This is a genomic window from Thauera sp. 27, assembly GCF_000310125.2.
Taxonomy (GTDB): Bacteria; Pseudomonadota; Gammaproteobacteria; order Burkholderiales; family Rhodocyclaceae; genus Thauera; species Thauera mechernichensis.
Window position 1 is genome coordinate 1 of sequence record NZ_AMXB01000047.1, and the last position, 16,334, is coordinate 16,334.

Annotated in this window: 18 protein-coding genes; 9 read left to right on the plus strand and 9 right to left on the minus strand. The window is 68.0% G+C overall.

The features are described 5' to 3' along the window. Nucleotides 1–185: 185 nt before the first annotated feature. From B447_RS18915 to B447_RS18925, 3 genes are read right to left on the minus strand one after another with little or no spacing between them, the layout of a single operon-like run. Nucleotides 186–836: a response regulator gene (locus B447_RS18915; protein WP_002944294.1), complete on the minus strand. Its 651-nt coding sequence runs from the start codon at nucleotides 834–836 to the stop codon at nucleotides 186–188. Then, nucleotides 833–2,200 (minus strand): sensor histidine kinase, encoded by a 1,368-nt coding sequence (locus tag B447_RS18920; protein WP_002944297.1) that lies wholly within the window; start codon nucleotides 2,198–2,200, stop codon nucleotides 833–835. Before B447_RS18920 ends, B447_RS18915 begins: the two co-directional genes overlap by 4 nt. Beyond that, nucleotides 2,197–2,889 carry a hypothetical protein gene (locus B447_RS18925; protein ID WP_002923376.1) on the minus strand — a complete coding sequence of 231 codons (693 nt, stop codon included), beginning with the start codon at nucleotides 2,887–2,889 and terminating at the stop codon, nucleotides 2,197–2,199. Before B447_RS18925 ends, B447_RS18920 begins: the two co-directional genes overlap by 4 nt. A gap of 332 nt (nucleotides 2,890–3,221) precedes the next feature. Here B447_RS18925 and B447_RS18930 point away from each other — a divergent pair, with 332 nt between their 5' ends. The 8 genes from B447_RS18930 to B447_RS18965 all read left to right on the plus strand — a co-directional run bounded on the left by B447_RS18930 (nucleotide 3,222) and on the right by B447_RS18965 (nucleotide 10,765). Further along, nucleotides 3,222–4,223 carry an ABC transporter substrate-binding protein gene (locus tag B447_RS18930; RefSeq protein ID WP_002944298.1) on the plus strand — a complete coding sequence of 334 codons (1,002 nt, stop codon included), beginning with the start codon at nucleotides 3,222–3,224 and terminating at the stop codon, nucleotides 4,221–4,223. Further along, nucleotides 4,220–5,080, plus strand: a complete 861-nt coding sequence (locus tag B447_RS18935) for an ABC transporter permease (RefSeq protein ID WP_002944299.1) — start codon at nucleotides 4,220–4,222, stop codon at nucleotides 5,078–5,080. Before B447_RS18930 ends, B447_RS18935 begins: the two co-directional genes overlap by 4 nt. 3 nt (nucleotides 5,081–5,083) lie before the next feature. Continuing rightward, nucleotides 5,084–5,878, plus strand: coding sequence for an ABC transporter ATP-binding protein (locus tag B447_RS18940; protein ID WP_002944301.1), 795 nt, complete (start codon nucleotides 5,084–5,086; stop codon nucleotides 5,876–5,878). After that, the gene (locus tag B447_RS18945; protein WP_002944303.1) at nucleotides 5,871–6,626 is read left to right on the plus strand and encodes an ABC transporter ATP-binding protein; all 756 of its coding nucleotides are present in this window, start codon (nucleotides 5,871–5,873) and stop codon (nucleotides 6,624–6,626) included. The genes B447_RS18940 and B447_RS18945 overlap by 8 nt, the downstream gene beginning before the upstream one ends. A gap of 91 nt (nucleotides 6,627–6,717) precedes the next feature. Further along, complete coding sequence (locus B447_RS18950; protein ID WP_002923388.1) at nucleotides 6,718–7,707, plus strand: PQQ-dependent catabolism-associated beta-propeller protein; 990 nt, start codon at nucleotides 6,718–6,720, stop codon at nucleotides 7,705–7,707. A gap of 333 nt (nucleotides 7,708–8,040) precedes the next feature. After that, entirely contained in the window at nucleotides 8,041–9,276 is a 1,236-nt protein-coding gene (locus tag B447_RS18955) for a hypothetical protein (RefSeq protein WP_002944304.1), read from the plus strand. 92 nt (nucleotides 9,277–9,368) lie between these two features. Then, nucleotides 9,369–10,178, plus strand: coding sequence for an ABC transporter permease (locus B447_RS18960; RefSeq protein ID WP_002923400.1), 810 nt, complete (start codon nucleotides 9,369–9,371; stop codon nucleotides 10,176–10,178). A 44-nt stretch (nucleotides 10,179–10,222) separates the two neighbouring features. After that, on the plus strand, nucleotides 10,223–10,765 hold the full coding sequence (locus tag B447_RS18965) for an SRPBCC family protein (RefSeq protein ID WP_037983184.1): 543 nt from the start codon (nucleotides 10,223–10,225) through the stop codon (nucleotides 10,763–10,765). A gap of 28 nt (nucleotides 10,766–10,793) precedes the next feature. On the opposite strand, the gene B447_RS18970 is transcribed toward B447_RS18965, so the two are convergent. Then, complete coding sequence (locus B447_RS18970; protein ID WP_002944307.1) at nucleotides 10,794–11,789, minus strand: MBL fold metallo-hydrolase; 996 nt, start codon at nucleotides 11,787–11,789, stop codon at nucleotides 10,794–10,796. A 26-nt stretch (nucleotides 11,790–11,815) separates the two neighbouring features. On the opposite strand from B447_RS18970, the gene B447_RS18975 reads away from it, so the two are divergent. Then, nucleotides 11,816–12,355: a DUF3280 domain-containing protein gene (locus tag B447_RS18975; RefSeq protein ID WP_002944308.1), complete on the plus strand. Its 540-nt coding sequence runs from the start codon at nucleotides 11,816–11,818 to the stop codon at nucleotides 12,353–12,355. A gap of 21 nt (nucleotides 12,356–12,376) precedes the next feature. Here the strand turns inward: B447_RS18975 and B447_RS18980 are convergent, their stop codons facing one another. Genes B447_RS18980 through B447_RS19000 form a run of 5 tightly spaced genes read right to left on the minus strand, consistent with a single transcriptional unit; the run spans nucleotide 12,377 to nucleotide 16,325 of the window. Next, complete coding sequence (locus tag B447_RS18980; protein ID WP_002944309.1) at nucleotides 12,377–13,213, minus strand: quinoprotein dehydrogenase-associated SoxYZ-like carrier; 837 nt, start codon at nucleotides 13,211–13,213, stop codon at nucleotides 12,377–12,379. 21 nt (nucleotides 13,214–13,234) lie between these two features. After that, entirely contained in the window at nucleotides 13,235–14,203 is a 969-nt protein-coding gene (locus B447_RS18985) for a quinoprotein relay system zinc metallohydrolase 2 (protein WP_002944310.1), read from the minus strand. 37 nt (nucleotides 14,204–14,240) lie between these two features. Further along, on the minus strand, nucleotides 14,241–14,612 hold the full coding sequence (locus B447_RS18990) for a hypothetical protein (RefSeq protein ID WP_002923406.1): 372 nt from the start codon (nucleotides 14,610–14,612) through the stop codon (nucleotides 14,241–14,243). Between the two features lie 25 nt (nucleotides 14,613–14,637). Further along, complete coding sequence (locus B447_RS18995) at nucleotides 14,638–15,375, minus strand: hypothetical protein (protein ID WP_002944311.1); 738 nt, start codon at nucleotides 15,373–15,375, stop codon at nucleotides 14,638–14,640. Between the two features lie 53 nt (nucleotides 15,376–15,428). Then, nucleotides 15,429–16,325: a quinoprotein dehydrogenase-associated putative ABC transporter substrate-binding protein gene (locus B447_RS19000; RefSeq protein WP_002944319.1), complete on the minus strand. Its 897-nt coding sequence runs from the start codon at nucleotides 16,323–16,325 to the stop codon at nucleotides 15,429–15,431. Nucleotides 16,326–16,334: the final 9 nt, after the last annotated feature.

Consider the following 16,334-nt stretch of genomic DNA (forward strand, 5'->3'; position numbering starts at 1 on the left):
GGGAACAGGCACCGCGGCGCTCTCCCGTAGGAGCGGCGCGAGCCGCGAGCTTTTCATTGCACCCGCCCGACGCCCATCGCCTTCAACCCCTCGCGGCTGGCGCCGCTCCTACGGTGGGAACAGACACCGCGGCGCTCTCCCGTAGGAGCGGCGCCAGCCGCGAGCTTTGCCTGGTTCGAGACCGGTCAGACTTCGATAAGGCCGCTGCGGATTGCCACCAGGGCAAGCTCGGCGGCGTTGGAGACGTTGAGCTTCTGCTTGATGTGATACAGGTGCGTCCCCACCGTGCTGGGGCTGAGATTGTGGCTGTCTGCGATCTCGGCCACCGTGCGGCCTTGGGCGAGCTGCAGGAAGACCGCGAACTCCTTTTCGGTGAGCGCGGTGACCGGATCCTGACCGCCGGAGAACTGCGCGAGCGCGAGCGCAGGGGCGATGTCGGGGTCGATGTAGCGTTGGCCGCGGGCCACGGTGGCGACTGCGCGCAGCAATTCCTGGGGCTGGGCACGCTTGGACAGGTAGCCGGTGGCACCTGCACGCAGGGCGCGCGCGGGAATCTGGGCGTCGTCGTGTGCGGACAGGATCAGCACGCGTGCATCGGGGTGGTGGGCGAGCAGGCGCTCGAGCGCGCCCAGACCGCCGATGCCGGGCATCGAGACGTCCATCATCAGCATTGCAGGCTTCAGTTCGGAGAAGGCGGTCACCGCCTTCTCGCCGCTGTCGGCTTCGCCGACCACCTCGGCGCCCGCGCCTTCGAGCAGCAGGCGAAAACCCATGCGCACGGCGGCGTGGTCGTCGGCCAGCAGGATGCGGAGGCCCTGGAGGGTGTGCACGGTCATCCTTGTTCGGTGTGGAGGGGGTGCGGCAGGCGGGCCCGCACGCACAGGCCGCCTTGCGGCGGGCGGCAGAGCTCGAGCCTGCCGTGCAGCTCGGCAACGCGTTCGCGCATGCCCATCAGCCCGTAGCGGCCCGGGCCCGGATTCTCGCCGAGGCCGCACCCGTTGTCGATGACCTCGATCTCGATGTCGCCGTCGCGCAGTCCCAGCCGCACCTCGACGCGGCTGGCGCGGGCGTGGCGCACCACGTTGGTCAGGCTCTCCTGCACCATGCGCAGGATGGTGAGGCCGACGGCGTCGGACACCGCCTGTGCCAGGGGTTCGATGGTGCATTGGATCTCGATGTCGCCATGATGCCTGGCCCACAGTTCGCAGTAGCTGCGGATCGCTTCCTCCACGTGCAGGCCATCGTCGCCGGTGCTGGTGCGCAGGCGCTGCAGGATGGTACGCACGCCTTCCTGCATCTGTCCGGTCATGGCGAGGATGGCCTGTGCGCTGCCGTTGAGCCCGGGCTGGTCGGTGCTGCGCTGGATGATGGCGCCGGCGATGGCGCGCACTGCGGTGATGCCCTGGCCGAGCTCGTCATGCAGTTCGCGCGCGATCAGGCGCCGTTCCTGCTCAAGTCGCAGTTGCACCGCATGGGCGAGGGCCTGGTCGTGCTCGAGGCGGGCGTTCTCGGCCAGGCTCTGGTCGAGGCTGTCGGCGAGCCTGTTGTAGCTGCGCGCGAGCAGGGCGAGCTCACGCGTAGGGTATTCGGGCAGGCGCAGGTCGAAGCGGCCCTGTGCGCTGCGTTCGAGTGCCGAGTGGATCTCGGCGACCGGTGAGAGCGCGCGATTGATTGCGAACCGGGTGGCGAGCCAGATCAGCATCAGCAGGGCGACGGCCCAGCCGAGCGCGGCCGTGAGCTTGTCCCAGGCGTCGAGCACGGCGCGCGAGGTGTCCGGCGTGAGCACGATGGTGAGCTCGCCCGCAGGCAGGTTGCGCGGCGCCACGGTGGGTTCGACCCAGCGTGCGAAGCCGTCGGGGGCGAAGCGACCGGCCTTGTACGGTGAGTCGGGGGACAGGTAGAGGCGCCCGCCAAGGCTGTCGAAGACTTCGAGGCGGTTGGCGCGGATACGGCCGACCGCTTCGAGGTGGTGCATCAGGCGCTCGCGGGCTTGCGGGCCGTCGGCCAGGGTTTCGGGAATCAGCACGTTGAGCCATTGCTCGGCGACGCGGGTGGCGGCCTCCACCTCCTCGTGGATGGCATTGCGCGTCTCGCGCATCCAGACCACGGCGGTGACCGCCATCATTACCGCGATGAGGGCGGTGAGCACGAGGCTGATATGCGCCTTGAGGCTGGGCGCGTGGTGGAGGCGGTCGGTCATGGGTGGGCGCCCCGGCGCAGGCTTGCACGGGCGGAATACTGCATGCCGCGGCGGTCGCGCAGCGTGAAGGGCTGGCGCAGGCCGAGTGCGGCGTAGCCGACGATGCCTCGCCAGTGGGTGGTGAAGCAGGCGGGCGCATCGGTGGCGCCGTCTTCGGTGCATGAGGCCAGCAGTTCAAGAGCGACCCGATTGGCGGCGAGCACGCAGCCTTCGGCGTCGAACAGCGTCAGCGCCTCGAGCGGCGTACCGAGCACCGCGGGGTAGCGATGAAAGCGCAGCAACAGAAAGCCTTCCGGTTCGGACTCGATCAGGCGGTGCTCGATGATGCGAGCCGCCGTCTGCACCAGGGCGTTGGCATGCGTGAGCCAACCGAGTTGCGAAATATCGACATCGATGAAGCCGAGCAGACCGCCGGCGGGCGGCAGGATGGGGGCGGCGATGCCGATGCCCTGGGGCGCGATGGTGTCCGCCGCGCGCGGGCGTGTGCCGATGGCGCGCAGCACGGTGCCTGCGCTGTCGGTCAGGATGACGGTGACCGAGGGGCTGTCGAGCTGGCGGTGGAGGTCTTCCATGGCGGGGGCCGACAGTGTCACCAGGCGTGCATGGCGCTCCGGCTGCAGCGTGCTGGGCGGATGTGCGGACGGCGTGAGCGCGTCGGGTGAGGGGCGCGAGTCGTGCTGTTGCTTCATGTTGCGCGTGGCCGGCAGTCCTGCGATTCGGGTGTCCGGGCGGACATGCAGGATCCATGCCGGCTGGATGCATGTCCGGTCGCGGCGCCTTGTGCGGCGCAATAGCCGCAGTCGGGGTGCCTGGCGTTCGTGGGGTGCTGCTGCGGGATTGAACAATTGATGTTCCCATTTGGAACAGGTTCGCCCGCGCGACACTGCGCAGCGTCGGGCAGATCGCCGGACGGTGTCCCGCATGTGATGCGTTTCGGCTTCGTGGCACGGAATCTGCAGGTGTCGGAAAAACAATGCGTCTGTGCCCCAAGGCAAAGGCGCGGACATGGAGACACGGGTTCATGCGAGGGTTCTGGAGCAAGCTGGCGTGTGCGCTGATGCTGGGCGGTGCGATGGTGGCGGGGGCCGTGGCAGCCGAGCGCCAGGTGGTGCGCGTCGGCATCCTGCAGTTCGGTACCGTGAGCTGGGAGCTCGACGTCATGCAGCGCGAAGGCTTTGCCGAGCGCGAGGGGGTCGAGATCCGCATCGTTCCGCTGGCGCTCAAGGATGCGGCCAACGTAGCGATCCAGGGCGGTGAGGTCGATGTCATCGCCAACGACTGGATCTGGGTTTCGCGCATGCGCAGCGAGGGGCGCGACTATGTGTTCTCGCCCTACTCGCAGGCCGTGGGTGGCGTCAGCGTACGCCCGGATGCGGGTATCGCGAGCTTTGCCGACCTCAAGGGCAAGCGCCTGGGCATTGCCGGCGGGGCGCTCGACAAGAGCTGGCTGCTGCTGCGCGCCTATGCGCGCAGGACGGTTGGCGAGGACGCAGCCACCTTCGTGCGCCCGCAGTTTGCCGCGCCACCCCTGCTCAATGAACTCGTCATGCGCGGCGAACTGCCCGCGGCGATGAACTTCTGGCACTTCAGTGCTCGCCTGTCTGCGGCCGGCATGGCCGAGCTCATCACCATGCCGCAGATCCTTGCAGGGCTGGGCATCGAGGACGCGTTGCCGCTGGTGGGCTGGGTGTTCAGCGAGCGCTGGGCACGTGCCAATCCGGGCGCCATCGAGGGCTTTCTGCGTGCCTCGGCTGCGGCCAAGGACCTGATGCTTGCCTCGGATGCGGCCTGGGAGGCGCTGCGGCCGCTGATGCGAGCCGAGAACGAGGACACCTTCATCGCCCTGCGCGAAGGCTTCCGGGCCGGGATCCCGCGTGCTGACGGCGAGGATGGCGAACGCGAGGCCGAGCGTGTCGCAGCCCGCGTATTCGCCATCCTCGCCGCAGAAGGCGGTCCGGCACTGGTCGGCAGGTCCGACGCGCTTGCGCCGGGCACCTTCTGGCGACGGGGAGGGGCGCAGTGACGGGGCGGCCTCAGGTACGCGCTCAGGCTGGCACTCAGGCAAGCATCGATCCGCCACGCTTCATGCCGTCCAACGCACGCAACCAGGCCCAGACCACGAGCGTGTCGCCGGCCAGCCGCCGCGACCGCTGGCTCCGCCTTGCCTCCCTGCTCGTATTCGTGCTGGTCTGGCAGCTCGGCGCGCTGATCGCCGACAACCACACGCTGCCCACGCCGGCTGCAGTGTTGGCGCGCATCTGGGACGAAGTCGCGTCGATGGCGCTCCCTGGTCATCTTGCCGTCACCCTTGGCCGGGTGGTGGTCGCCTTCACGGCGGCGATGCTCATCGGCGCCCTGGTGGGCATGGCAATGGGGCGGTGGCGGCAGTGTGACGCCTTCTTCGACGCCTGGCTGGTGCTCGGCCTCAACATCCCGGCGCTGGTCACCATCATCCTGTGCTACGTGTGGTTTGGCCTCAACGACTGGGCCGCCATCCTGGCCGTGGCGATCAACAAGATCCCGACCGTCATCGTCACCGTGCGCGAGGGCGCGCGGGCGGTGGACCCCAAGCTGCTCGACGTCGCGCGCGCCTACCGTCTGTCGCGTCGGACGACCTTCCTGCGTGTGTACCTGCCCCAGCTCGTGCCCTACCTGATGGCGGCGGCGCGCTCCGGGCTGTCGCTGATCTGGAAGATCGTGCTCGTGGTGGAGTTGCTCGGCCGCAGCGACGGCGTGGGCTTCCAGCTCAATGTCTTCTTCCAGTTCTTCGACATCACCGGCATCCTTGCCTACACCCTGGCCTTCGCCGCGGTGGTGCTGACGGTCGAAGCCTGGATGCTGCGCCCGCTCGAGCGCAGGCTGACCCGTTGGAGGGGCTGAGCGATGCTTGAGATCCAGATCGACCACAAGCGCTACCCGGACCGTGGCGGGCGTCCGCACCTTGCCCTGTCCGGGTTGCGGCTGTCCGTGCGCCAGGGCGAGTTCGTCTGCGTGGTGGGGCCGTCGGGTTGCGGCAAGAGCACCCTGCTCAACATCGTCGGCGGGCTCGATCGCGACATGAGCGGGCGAGTCGATCTCGACGGCGCGTTTCCCGAGGACATCGGCTTCATGTTCCAGGAGCCACGGCTGATGCCCTGGCTGAGCGTGCTCGACAACGTGCTGCTCGTCGCCCGCGCGGCAGACCCGCGTGCGGCTGCTGCGGTACGCGAGCGTGCCGTTGCCTTGCTGCGGGCGATGGAACTGGGTGACGTGCTCGACGCCTATCCCGGCAGGCTCTCCGGCGGCATGATGCGGCGCGTCGCGCTGGCGCGGGCGTTCGTCAATGAACCGCAACTGCTGCTGATGGACGAGCCCTTCGTGTCGCTCGACACCCCGACCGCCAATCGACTGCGGGAGATGCTGGTCGAGCAGTGGCAACGCTGCGGCGCCAGCGTGCTGTTCGTGACCCACGACTTGCGCGAGGCGCTGGCGCTGGCCGATCGCGTGTGTTTCCTGTCGTCTGCGCCAGCCCGCGTCGTGCTCGAGCATGAGGTCGAATTGCCACGCCCGCGCCAGCCCGGCTGCGCAGAGGTCGGGCGGCTGCAGGAAGCGCTGCTGGCCCGTCACCCCGACCTGCTCGGCGGCTTGCCGCTGGCCGGGCATGCACGGGCAAACTGCGAGGGGGATGCACATGCCTGATTCGGCGCGTGAAGTGTTGCTGTCCGTACGTGGCGTGCGCAAGTCCTACGGCGCGCGGCCGGCGCTGAAGGGCGTCGACCTGCAGGTGTGCGCCGGTGAGTTCGTGGCCTTGCTCGGCCCCAACGGCGCCGGCAAGAGCACGCTGTTCCAGCTGCTCACCGGCCTGTTCAATGCCGACGCCGGCCAGGTACAGGTGTGCGGCCACGACATGCGGGTCGCGCCGGTGAGCGCGCTCGGGCGCATCGGCGTGGTGTTCCAGCAGATGACGCTGGACATGGATCTGAGTGTCGAGGCCAACCTCGTCTTCCATGCCCGCCTGCACGGGCTCGGCCCGCGGCTGGCGGCGGCGCGCATCGACGACGCGCTGGCCCGCCTGGGCCTGGGCGATCGCCGCGGCGACCGTGTGCGCGAGCTCTCGGGCGGCAACCGGCGCAAGGTGGAACTGGCGCGCGCGCTGGTCCACCGCCCCTCGGTGCTGCTCATGGACGAGGCCACGGTGGGTCTGGATCCGGCCTCGCGCCGCCACCTGCTCGACGAGGTGCTGGGTTTGCGGGCCACCGGCGTGGGCGTGCTGTGGGCTTCGCACCTGGTGGATGAGGCCGAGGCCGCCGATCGCGTGCTTGTACTGCACCGTGGCGAGCTGCTCGCCGAGGGCGCGCCGGCTGCGCTGGTACAGGCCTCTGGCAGAGCCAGCCTGGCCGAAGCCTTCCTGGACATGACCGGCGCGGGAGCCGCAGCGCCGGCCTGATTTTCTGGCGGGGTGTGTCCCGCGTTTTTAGTGGCAGTTCGCGGGCCGTAAGCGGCCCGACAAATCAATACCCAAAAAGGAGACGATCCCAATGAACCGACTGAAGACCCTGGGCTGCGCAGTGGCCACCTCGCTCATGCTTGCCTTGCCCGCCGGCGCTGCACTGGCCAAGGACACCGGCTACATTTTCGTCAGCAGCGAGAACGACAACGCGGTCACGGTGCTCGACGGCAAGACCTTCCAGGTGGTCAAGACCATCCCCACCGGCGAACGCCCGCGCGACATGAAGCTGACCGCCGACCGCGAGCAGATCTTCGTCATCGCCAGCAACAGCGAGCGGGTGGATGTGATCGACATCGCCAAACTCGAGGTGGTGCGCAGCATCGACGTCGGCGAGGACCCGGAGATGTTCGATTTCAGCAAGGACGGCAGCAAGATCTACGTTTCCAACGAGGATGACGCCGAGGTCTCGGTGGTTGACGTCGCCAAGAATGAAATCCTCGCCACCATCGAGGTTGGCGAGGAGCCCGAGGGCGTCCTGGTCAGCAAGGATGGCAGCCGCCTGTACGTGACCTCCGAGGTCGCCAACATGGTGCACGTGATCGACACCGCGACCAACGAGATCCTTGCCAACGTGGTGGTCGGTAACCGCCCGCGCCGCTTCGCCGACACCCCGGACGGCAGCGAGGTGTGGGTGACCAACGAGCTTGGCGCCTCGGTGACGATTCTCGACGCCAAGGCCAACACCATCAAGGAGACGGTCAGCTTCGCGCCCAAGGGCTTCCGCAGCGAGGAGGTGACCCCGGTCGGCATCACCATGACACGCGATGGCAAGACCGCCTACGTCACCCTCGGTCGCGCCAACCACTTCGCCGTGGTCGATGTCGCCAGCCGCCAGATCAAGGACTACGTGCTCGTCGGCAGCCGCGCCTGGGGCGCTACGCTGAGCCGAGACGAGTCGATGCTGGTGATCGTCAATGGCCTGTCCGACGACATCTCCATCGTCGACACCAAGACCAACAAGGTGCTCCGTTCCGTGCCGGTCGGCCGCGTGCCGCACACAGCGGTGATCGACGACTGATGTAAGGCTCGCGGCTTGCGCCGCGCCTACGGCAACCCGCGGCGCGCATCGCCCTGTGGGAGCGGCGCCAGCCGCGAGGGTTTGAAGGCGATGGAGGGTGGTGGATGCGACGAAAGGCTCGCGGCTTGCGCCGCTCCCACAGAAGTGCGGCGCAGCGTTTGTTCCCGCCGTGGGAGCGGCGCCAGCCGCGAGGGTTTGAAGGCGATGCGGGCGGTGGACGCGACACAAGGCTCGCGGCTTGCGCCGCTCCCACGGGAAACCGTCGCGCCTATGTCGGACCTTGGTTGGCGAGGCTCGCGGTGCTGACCTGGAATATGGATGGAGAACGATAAGATGAAACTGCGTTTCCCCACGCATCTCGCTTGCGCGGCGGGCGCTCTGCGTCCGCCGCCGATGGCTGGCCTCATGCATCTGGCGCTGGCGATGGGCTTGCTGCTCTTCACCCTGGCTGCCACGGCAGCCGAGGTGATCCGCTTCGGTTACCTGGAGCTGGACAAGGATCCGCGCTACGACGACAAGAAGGCCTTTTTTCGCACCCTGTCGCGTCCGCTGGGGCCGCCGCTTGCCGGTGCCGAGGTGGCGATCCGCGAGGTGCGCTTCGTTGGCCAGGCCCTGGGCGTGGGCTTCGAGCTCGCGCGCGCAAAGGGTGCCGATGCCGCAGCCTTGCTCGCCGAACTCGACAGGCTCAACGGCGAGGGCGTGCGCTTCTTCCTGATCGACGCGCCGGGTCCGGTGGTGGCCGAACTGGCGGCGAAGACGCGCGGCCGCGAATTGCTGCTGTTCAACGTGTCTGCGGCTGACGACGTGCTGCGCCAGGCGCAGTGCCAGGCCCACCTCTATCACACCCTGCCCAACCACGGCATGCAGACCGACGCGCTGGCCCAGTTCCTGGTGTTCAAGAAGTGGCGCAACGTGCTGTTGCTGCAGGGGCCACGCGACGAGGACAAGCTCATCGGCGCCGCCTTCGAAAACTCCGCGCGCCGGCTCGGCCTGAAGATCGTCGCCAGGAAGGAGTTCGTGCTCAGCAATGACCCGCGCCAGCGCGAGCAGGGCAATGTCGGCCTGCTGACCGCCGGCGCCGATCACGATGTCGTCTTCGTCGCGGACAGCGACGGCGAATTTGCGCGCAGCGTGCCCTACGACACCGTGCGCCCGCGTCCGGTGATCGGCGCCGAGGGCCTGGTGGCCGAGGCCTGGCACTGGGCCTGGCCGCGCCATGGCGCGCCCCAGCTCACGGGCCGCTTCGACAAGCAGGCCAAGCGTCACATGGGCAGCGCCGACTGGGCGGCGTGGATCGCGGTCAAGGCGGTGGTCGAGGCCGTGGTACGCACCGAGAACGCGCCCTTCGACAAGCTCGTTGCCTACCTCGGCAGCGAGGAGATCACCATCGACGGTTTCAAGGGCAACCGCCTCAACTTCCGCGACTGGGATCGCCAGTTGCGCCAGCCGATGCTGATCGCCACCCACAACGCGGTGATCGAGCGCGCGCCCATCCAGGGCTTCCTGCACCAGAGCAACAACATGGATACGCTCGGTTTCGACCGCCGCGACAGCCAGTGCAAGCCCTGAACCGCCAGAGCCGAACGGAGTGGATGCATGAATGGACGCATGAAGGCCAGGCCCGGATCGATTGAACGCTGGCGCTGCCGGGAGGGCCGTGCATGAGGCTCGCCCACGCCCTGCTTGCGCTGCAGGCGGTCACCAGTCGCGAGGTCGCCAAGTTCGTCCGCCAGGGCGGGCGGCTGGCGTCCGCCCTTGTGCGCCCGCTGCTGTGGCTGGTGGTGTTCGCCGCTGGTTTCCAGAACGTGTTCGGCGTCTCCATCATCCCGCCCTACGACACTTACATCCCCTACCAGACCTACATCGTGCCCGGGCTGCTGGGCATGGTGCTGCTGTTCAACGGCATGCAGTCCTCGCTGGCGATGGTCTATGACCGCGAGATGGGGGTGATGCGCCTGCTGCTCACGGCGCCGCTGCCGCGCTGGTACCTGTTGTTCTGCAAGCTGCTCGCCGGCACCCTGCTGTCGGTGCTGCAGGCCTACGTCTTTCTCGCCATCGCGGCGCTGTTCGATGTCGACGTGCCGTTTGGCGGCTGGCTCTACGCGCTGCCGGTGCTGGTGCTGGCCGGCATGATGCTGGGCGCGCTGGGCCTCCTGTTGTCGGTGCATGTGCGTCAGCTCGAGAACTTCGCCGGCACGATGAACTTCGTCATCTTCCCGATGTTCTTCATCTCGCCTGCGCTTTATCCGTTGTGGAAGCTGGAGGAGTCCGGCGCGCGGGTGATCCACTTCCTCGCCACCTGGAACCCCTTCACCCACGCCGTCGAGGCGATCCGCTTCGCACTCCATGGCCAGGTGTCGGTGCAGTCGCTCGCCATCGTCGGTGCTTGCCTGGTCGTCTTCTTCCTGCTTGCAGCCTGGGGCTACGACCCGCAGCGCGGCATGCTCAAGCGCACCGGCAAGCCGGGCTGAACGCCATCCCCCGCAAGTCATCAAGACCCACTCCTGGAGACGACATGACAACCACTCGCAGAAGCGTATTGAGCCTGGCCCTGTGCGGCCTGCTGGTCGGCAGCGCCTGGGCGCATGGGCCGAGCCGGCAGAAGGTGGAGCTCAGCATCGACATTGCGGCGCCGGCCGACAAGGTGTGGGCGCGGATCGCCAATTTCCACGACATGTCCTGGCATCCTGCGGTGGCCCGCACCGACGGCGCTGCGGCGAACGAAGTGGGTGCGGAGCGTGTGCTGGTCCTCAAGGGCGAGGGCGAGCCGAGCATCGGCGAGCAGCTCACCCGCTACAGTGCCGAGCGCATGAGCTACTCGTACAAGATCAGCAAGGGCGACGTGGCGGTGCTGCCGGTAAGCAACTACGTGTCCCACCTTACGGTGACGGCCGACGGCGACAAGGGCTCGAAGGTCGAGTGGCGCGGTGCCTTCTACCGGGGCTTTCCCAACAATGATCCGCCGCCCGAGTTGAACGACGCGGCTGCGATCGCTGCCGTGACCGGCGTCTACCAGGCCGGGCTCGATGCGCTCAAGCGCGAACTGGAAGGGCGCTGAGCGCCGCGGCCGGCGGGCGCCGCCCCTGTCAGTCCTCGAACAATTCGTTTTCGAGCGCGAGGTAGCGCCGCTGCACGTTGCGCTCATGCTGCAAGGGGTAGCGCGCCCAGTGGCTGTAGGCCGGCAGGTCCGCGGCCTTGATTGCCTCCAGCAGTGGCGTTCCGGCGGCGAGCAGGGCGTGCACCCGGGTGTCGATGTCGCGCAGGTAGTGGCGCAGGGCGGCCAGTGCGTGCGTGCCGGCAGGTGCGCCATAGCCCGGCACGACGAGGTCGCGGCCCTGCCCAGCGAGGGCTTCCAGCCTGTCCAGTGCGGCCAGCCAGCCCGCCATGTCGCCGTCGCGCAGTTCCGGGACTCGCCCGAAGCCCGCCAGCGCACCGGCAAAGACGATCCCGCTGTGCGTGTCGCGTACGATCAGGTCGCCCGGCGAACTGCCCCAGCCCGGGTGGATCAGCTGCAGTTCGCGTCCGCCCACGGTGACGACGGTGTCGCCGTCGATCCGCTGTGTGGGCACCACGACGCGCGTGCCGGCCATTTCGTCCTCGCCGAGCTGCGTGCGCAGCGTGCGCAGACAGGTTTCGCAGCGCGCCTCGATGAGCTCGGCACTGGCGCGATGGCTCAGTACGGGGATGCCGCGTTCGGCGAACGCGCTTGCGCCCATCACGAACTCCTGCAGCGGCTGGGTAATGATCGCCAGCACCACCGGCTTGCCACCGATGCGTTCGGCCGTCTCGATCACGGCGCGGCCGTGGCGATACGAAGCCCCGCAGTTGATCACCACCGTGCCCTGTTCACCGACCACGAAGCCGATGTTGCCGATCTCGCCGCGGTTGGCCGGCGTCGGTGCGTCGACATCGCCGACGAGCACGTGGACGCCTTCGGCCAGGCCTTGCGGCATGCGCCCGGCCGCCGCGGCGTCCAGCTGCGCGAGGACGGCTGCGGGGGCGAACGTGATCAGGCACAGCAGTGCCGCAGCAAGCCGCAGGGCCGCAGGGCCGAACGTCCACCGCCTGTCCGAATGTCTCATCCCACCTCCTGCTGGAGACGAACGCCATGAATGCAACGATACGCCGTCTTCGCCGCTTGCTCGTGGCGGCGCTGCTGTGCGCCGCGGGCGGTGTCGCCCTTGCCGCACCGCCATCGCTGGCGATGATCGGTTTCGAACTGCTCGAGGACCATCCGGATGGCAACCGGGATGCCGAACAGCAGGCGCGGCTGAAGATGATCGACGCCGAGTTCCGCGCGCTCATCGCCGAGCGCGGGCTCTACCGGCCGGTGGATCTTGCTCCCCAGCAGGCGCTGGTGGACAAGGTGCGCAACAGCGCAGAATTCGTGTTCCGCTGCGTGCATTGCAAGTCCGATCTCGCCGCAGGGCTTGGCAGCGACTATGTGGCTGTGGGTTGGGTGCAGAAGGTCAGCAACCTGATCCTCAACGTCAATATCGAGATCATCGAGGCGGCCAGCGGTCGTGTCGCCCTGGTCAAGTCGGTCGATCTGCGCGGCAACAACGACGAAAGCTGGCTGCGCGGTGTGCGTTTCATGGTGCGCGACATGGCCGAGAAGCGTGCGCTGAACCCGGGCTACGGTTTGTAGGCGCTGCCCGGGCGCATGGCACTAGCGCGGCGAGATCTTCAGCGCGCTCTCGAAGCGCAGATCGTTGGTGTCGATGACCTCGGCCTTCAGTTCGCCCTCGCCGTGCGGCAGGAAGTAGAAGCGGAAATTGGGATTCTCGCTGATCGAGAAGTCCACCTCCGCGCGCAGCACCGGCTCGCCCGCATAGCTGACCTGGATGTGGCGCACGAAATAGGCCGGCGTATAGAGCCGGGTGAGCTGATCCATGGCCAGGCCGGAGTTGTTCGGATGGCTGATCATCAACTGCGCGAGTGCCGGCTTGCCGGCCTCGACCTTGCCGTCGGCTGCAGCCTCGACGCGAAAGCGCATCTTGCCCAGATTGGCCAGCGCTGCCGTCATGTCCTTGCCCGGCGGCGCGGAGCAGCCGCCCGAGGCCTTGACGAAGCGGGTCGTCATGAACAGCTCGCCGTCATTCATCTGCGCGATCGCACGCACGTGGGTATAGGCCTCGATCCGGACCCGCGTCTCGATGTCGGCGCGGCCGCTGGCGGGCGTGAAGTGGAACACCGCACCGACCGGCGAAGGGTTGTTGTCGATGACGAGGTAGAGCTTCTCGATGTAGCGCTCGGCGCGCTGGTCGATGTGGGTGCGGATCGACAGCGGGACGATGGCTGCATCCTGGGCGCGGTCCGGGGCCTCGATGCTGATGACATCGGGGGCCGGGCTGGTGATGTCGCGGCCCTGGAACATGGCCTTGCGCACCTGTTGCCAGGTCGCGTTGGCCTCCGCGTCGTCTGCCGCGGCCTGCTGTGCCAGGCCCGTGCCCGGCAGGCCGAGCAGGAGCGAGCACCACAGCAGTAGTGATCTGAGCGTGTTCATGGCTTCTCCTGTGGGGTGGTCCTAGTCTTCCCATTCCAGTTCGGCAAACGCCGCAGTCAGGTTGCGGCGATGAAAGTCGTCTGCCAGCAGCCAGCCTTCGATGCCGGTGCCGGCCAGCGCCTCGACCGTCTCGGCAATGCCGCGCCCCTCGGCGATGGCCTGGCGTGTGCGATCGCGGACCAGCGCGAGGTATTCGTGCTGGCGGGCGAAGGCGCGCGCCCATTCGCTCGTGGGGTGGCCGTGGCCGGGTACGACGAGATGCCCTGCCAGCCCGCCATTCGGGCCGGAGAGTGCGTCCATGACGGCCAGCCAGCCAAGCAGGCGGCCGTCGATCACCGGCAGGTGCGTCGAGAACAGCAGGTCACCCAGGAAGACGACGCCGCGCTCGGGGACATGCACGCTCAGGTCGTTGTCGGTGTGGGCGGTCTGCCAGGCGCGCAAGTGCAGGCGGACGTCGCCGAGTTCGAGCGTGAGGCTGTCGTCCACAAGGATCTCGTAAGCCGGGAACGCTGGCGCTCCCGCAGTGGCGCCGGTGTCGCGCCCGAGCGCGTGGAGATAAAAGGGCGCGCGCGCGGCGAGCGAGGCGGGCAGGCGTGCGTGCGCAACGAAGCGGGGACGCGGCTCGAGCGCGGCGAAAGCCGGGTTGCCGAGGATGTGGTCGGGGTGCACATGGGTGTTGATCACATAGCACACCGGTCGCGTCGTTGCCGCGCGGATGCTGGCAAGCAGGGCTGCGCCGGTTGCCGGGCTGCCCCCGGTGTCGATCACGGCGACACAGTCGGAGCCGACCACGAAGCCCAGGTTCGCCACATCGTCCGCGTCGGTGGCGGCCCAGGGCTGGTGCCGGCCCTGATGCACGAACACGCCCGGGGCCAGCTCATCGACCGGCAGGGGCTGGGTTGCCAGCAACTCGCCCGCGGCGCCTGCCAGCACGGCAAGCACTGTGGCGAGGATGCCTGCGCGGGAGGCTCGGACGGTGCGCACGGCCATGGGCCGCAGGGGCTCGGTGTGTCGGCGACCGGGGCGCTCAGCGGCTGGCGGCCGAGGTGTCGATGAAGCAGCCCTTCTTGGCCTTGGCCTGCAGTTCCTGGTACTTGCGCACTTCGCCGCGCCAGTGCTTGCCGCGGTAATAGCCGCCACGCTCGCCGCCGATGGTGTTGGCCAGGGAGGCAGTGTGCATGCTGCGGTAATCCTCGAAGCTGACCTCGCGCGCGAGCGCATCGAGTGCACACGAGCACTTGCTCGACATCTCGAACTGCGGGCCAGGGTGGTCGCGCATGCACTCGAGCACGTAGTTCACGCGCTCGATGGTGGGAAAGTCGTTGGCCACTGCCGGCAGGCTCGCCGACGCGGCAAGGGCGATGATGACGGTCGCGAGGGGTTTGAAGGACTTGTTCATCGGGCGTGCTCCACAAGGAGGCGGCTCATCTTCCGAGTGCCGCCTGTCTGGGTGGGAGGGCGGGCAGGGTGGCGCCATCGAGAACCAGCTCCTCGACCACCAGCGGTTCTGCGCCCGCCTCGGGGTTGTTCATGCGTGTCGCCATGCCGAGCACGCCGCCAGGGACGGCTTCCGACAGCCAGAACACATACTGCTTGTCCGCGTACTGGGCGAAGCGCTCGCGGTTGGGGTCGTCGTCGTACGGGGAGATCGACACCTCCTGCACCGCGACGCTGCGGCCCTGGTAGTGGGCATCGCGATGCTCGACCCGGGCGCCGTCGTAGATGGCCATGCGGATGCGCTTGCGGAAGTGGTTGGGCTGGCCCTTGGTCAGGCGGTTCATGTCGCGCACGTCATGCTCGAGGAAGTACAGGATGACGGGGTTGGCGCGCGCGTCCTCGACCTCGGGGAGCCGGGTGCGCCGCTCTGCGCTGAGAAAGTCGGCTTCGGCGTCGCAGCAGACACCGGCATCGGTCGGCGACAGCCGCAGCGCCACGCGGTCCTCGAAGCCGGCCTCGAGCGTGCCGTGCTTGCGGAAGCTGTACTCGAGCAATTGCGGCGGCTTGACTGCAGACAGGTGCTCGGACATGAAGATGATGCGTTCGGCCGCCGAATAGTCCTGCGCCTGCGCCGCCGCCAGTGCTGGCCTGCCCGCAAGTGCGAGGCAGCCCAGGGCTAGCACGGTGGCCCACTGCGCAAGGCGGATCGGAGTGTGACGGTGCATGCTGCCCTCTGTCGGTGTCTGCTGCGGATGGGGTGAGGATGGCGCAAGGCGCATCAGTTCGCCGCCGTGCGTTGATCGAGGTCGATCAGCGGGACGTGATAGGCCTTGAGAATGTCCTGGATCTCGCCCTGATGACTGTCCAGGAAGCCCTCGATCTGTTTCTGCCACTCGGGCTCGCCGCGGCGAATCCCCATGCCGAATGCGAAGTCGAACTGGATGCCGGGCTCCGACTTCAGCGGCACCACCTTGAGCGGCGGGTCGACCTGGCGTGCGTAGTAGCCGGCGACCGGACCCCAGACGATGGCGACGTCGATCTTGCCCGACACGAGGTCCTTGTCGATGATGTCGCCCACGTAATGATCCATGGCGACGTTGATCGTCTGGTAGGGCACGCCCTGGTCGACGAGGTTGTGGCGATCCATCCACTTCGACACCGGCGACTTGTCATAGAGGCCGATCCTGAGCTTGCCGAGGCGCTCCTGGCCAAGCGCGAGGAAGTCGTCCACCGTGGCGACGTCGTCCAGGCCCTTGCCGGGCGGGATCACCATGGCATAGGTCGAGCGGTAGTAGGGCTTGGTGACGGCGACCTGGTCGAAGCCCACCGGCAGCCCGATGATCACGTCGCAGGGGTAGTCCTCGCCCGGTAACTTGTAGCGCAGGGTGTTGCGGATGAACACGAAGCGCTGCGGATAGTTGAAGTAGGTGACCGGGACGCCGAGATGCTTGCCGAAAAGCTCGGCGATGCGGTTCTCGAAACCCTCCTCGCCGGCATTGGAGAAGGGCATGTTGTTCGGGTCCTGGCACACGCGCAGCGCGTCGCGGCCGTTGGCCTTGCCTTGCTCGGCGTGTGCCTCGACGGGCGCGAGCAGCAGCAGGATTGCGGACAGTGCGCCGACGCTGCCGGCGGCGAGGTGCGGGACGCGTGGGCGTCGGGCTTGGCTCTCAGTCATCGGAAGTCC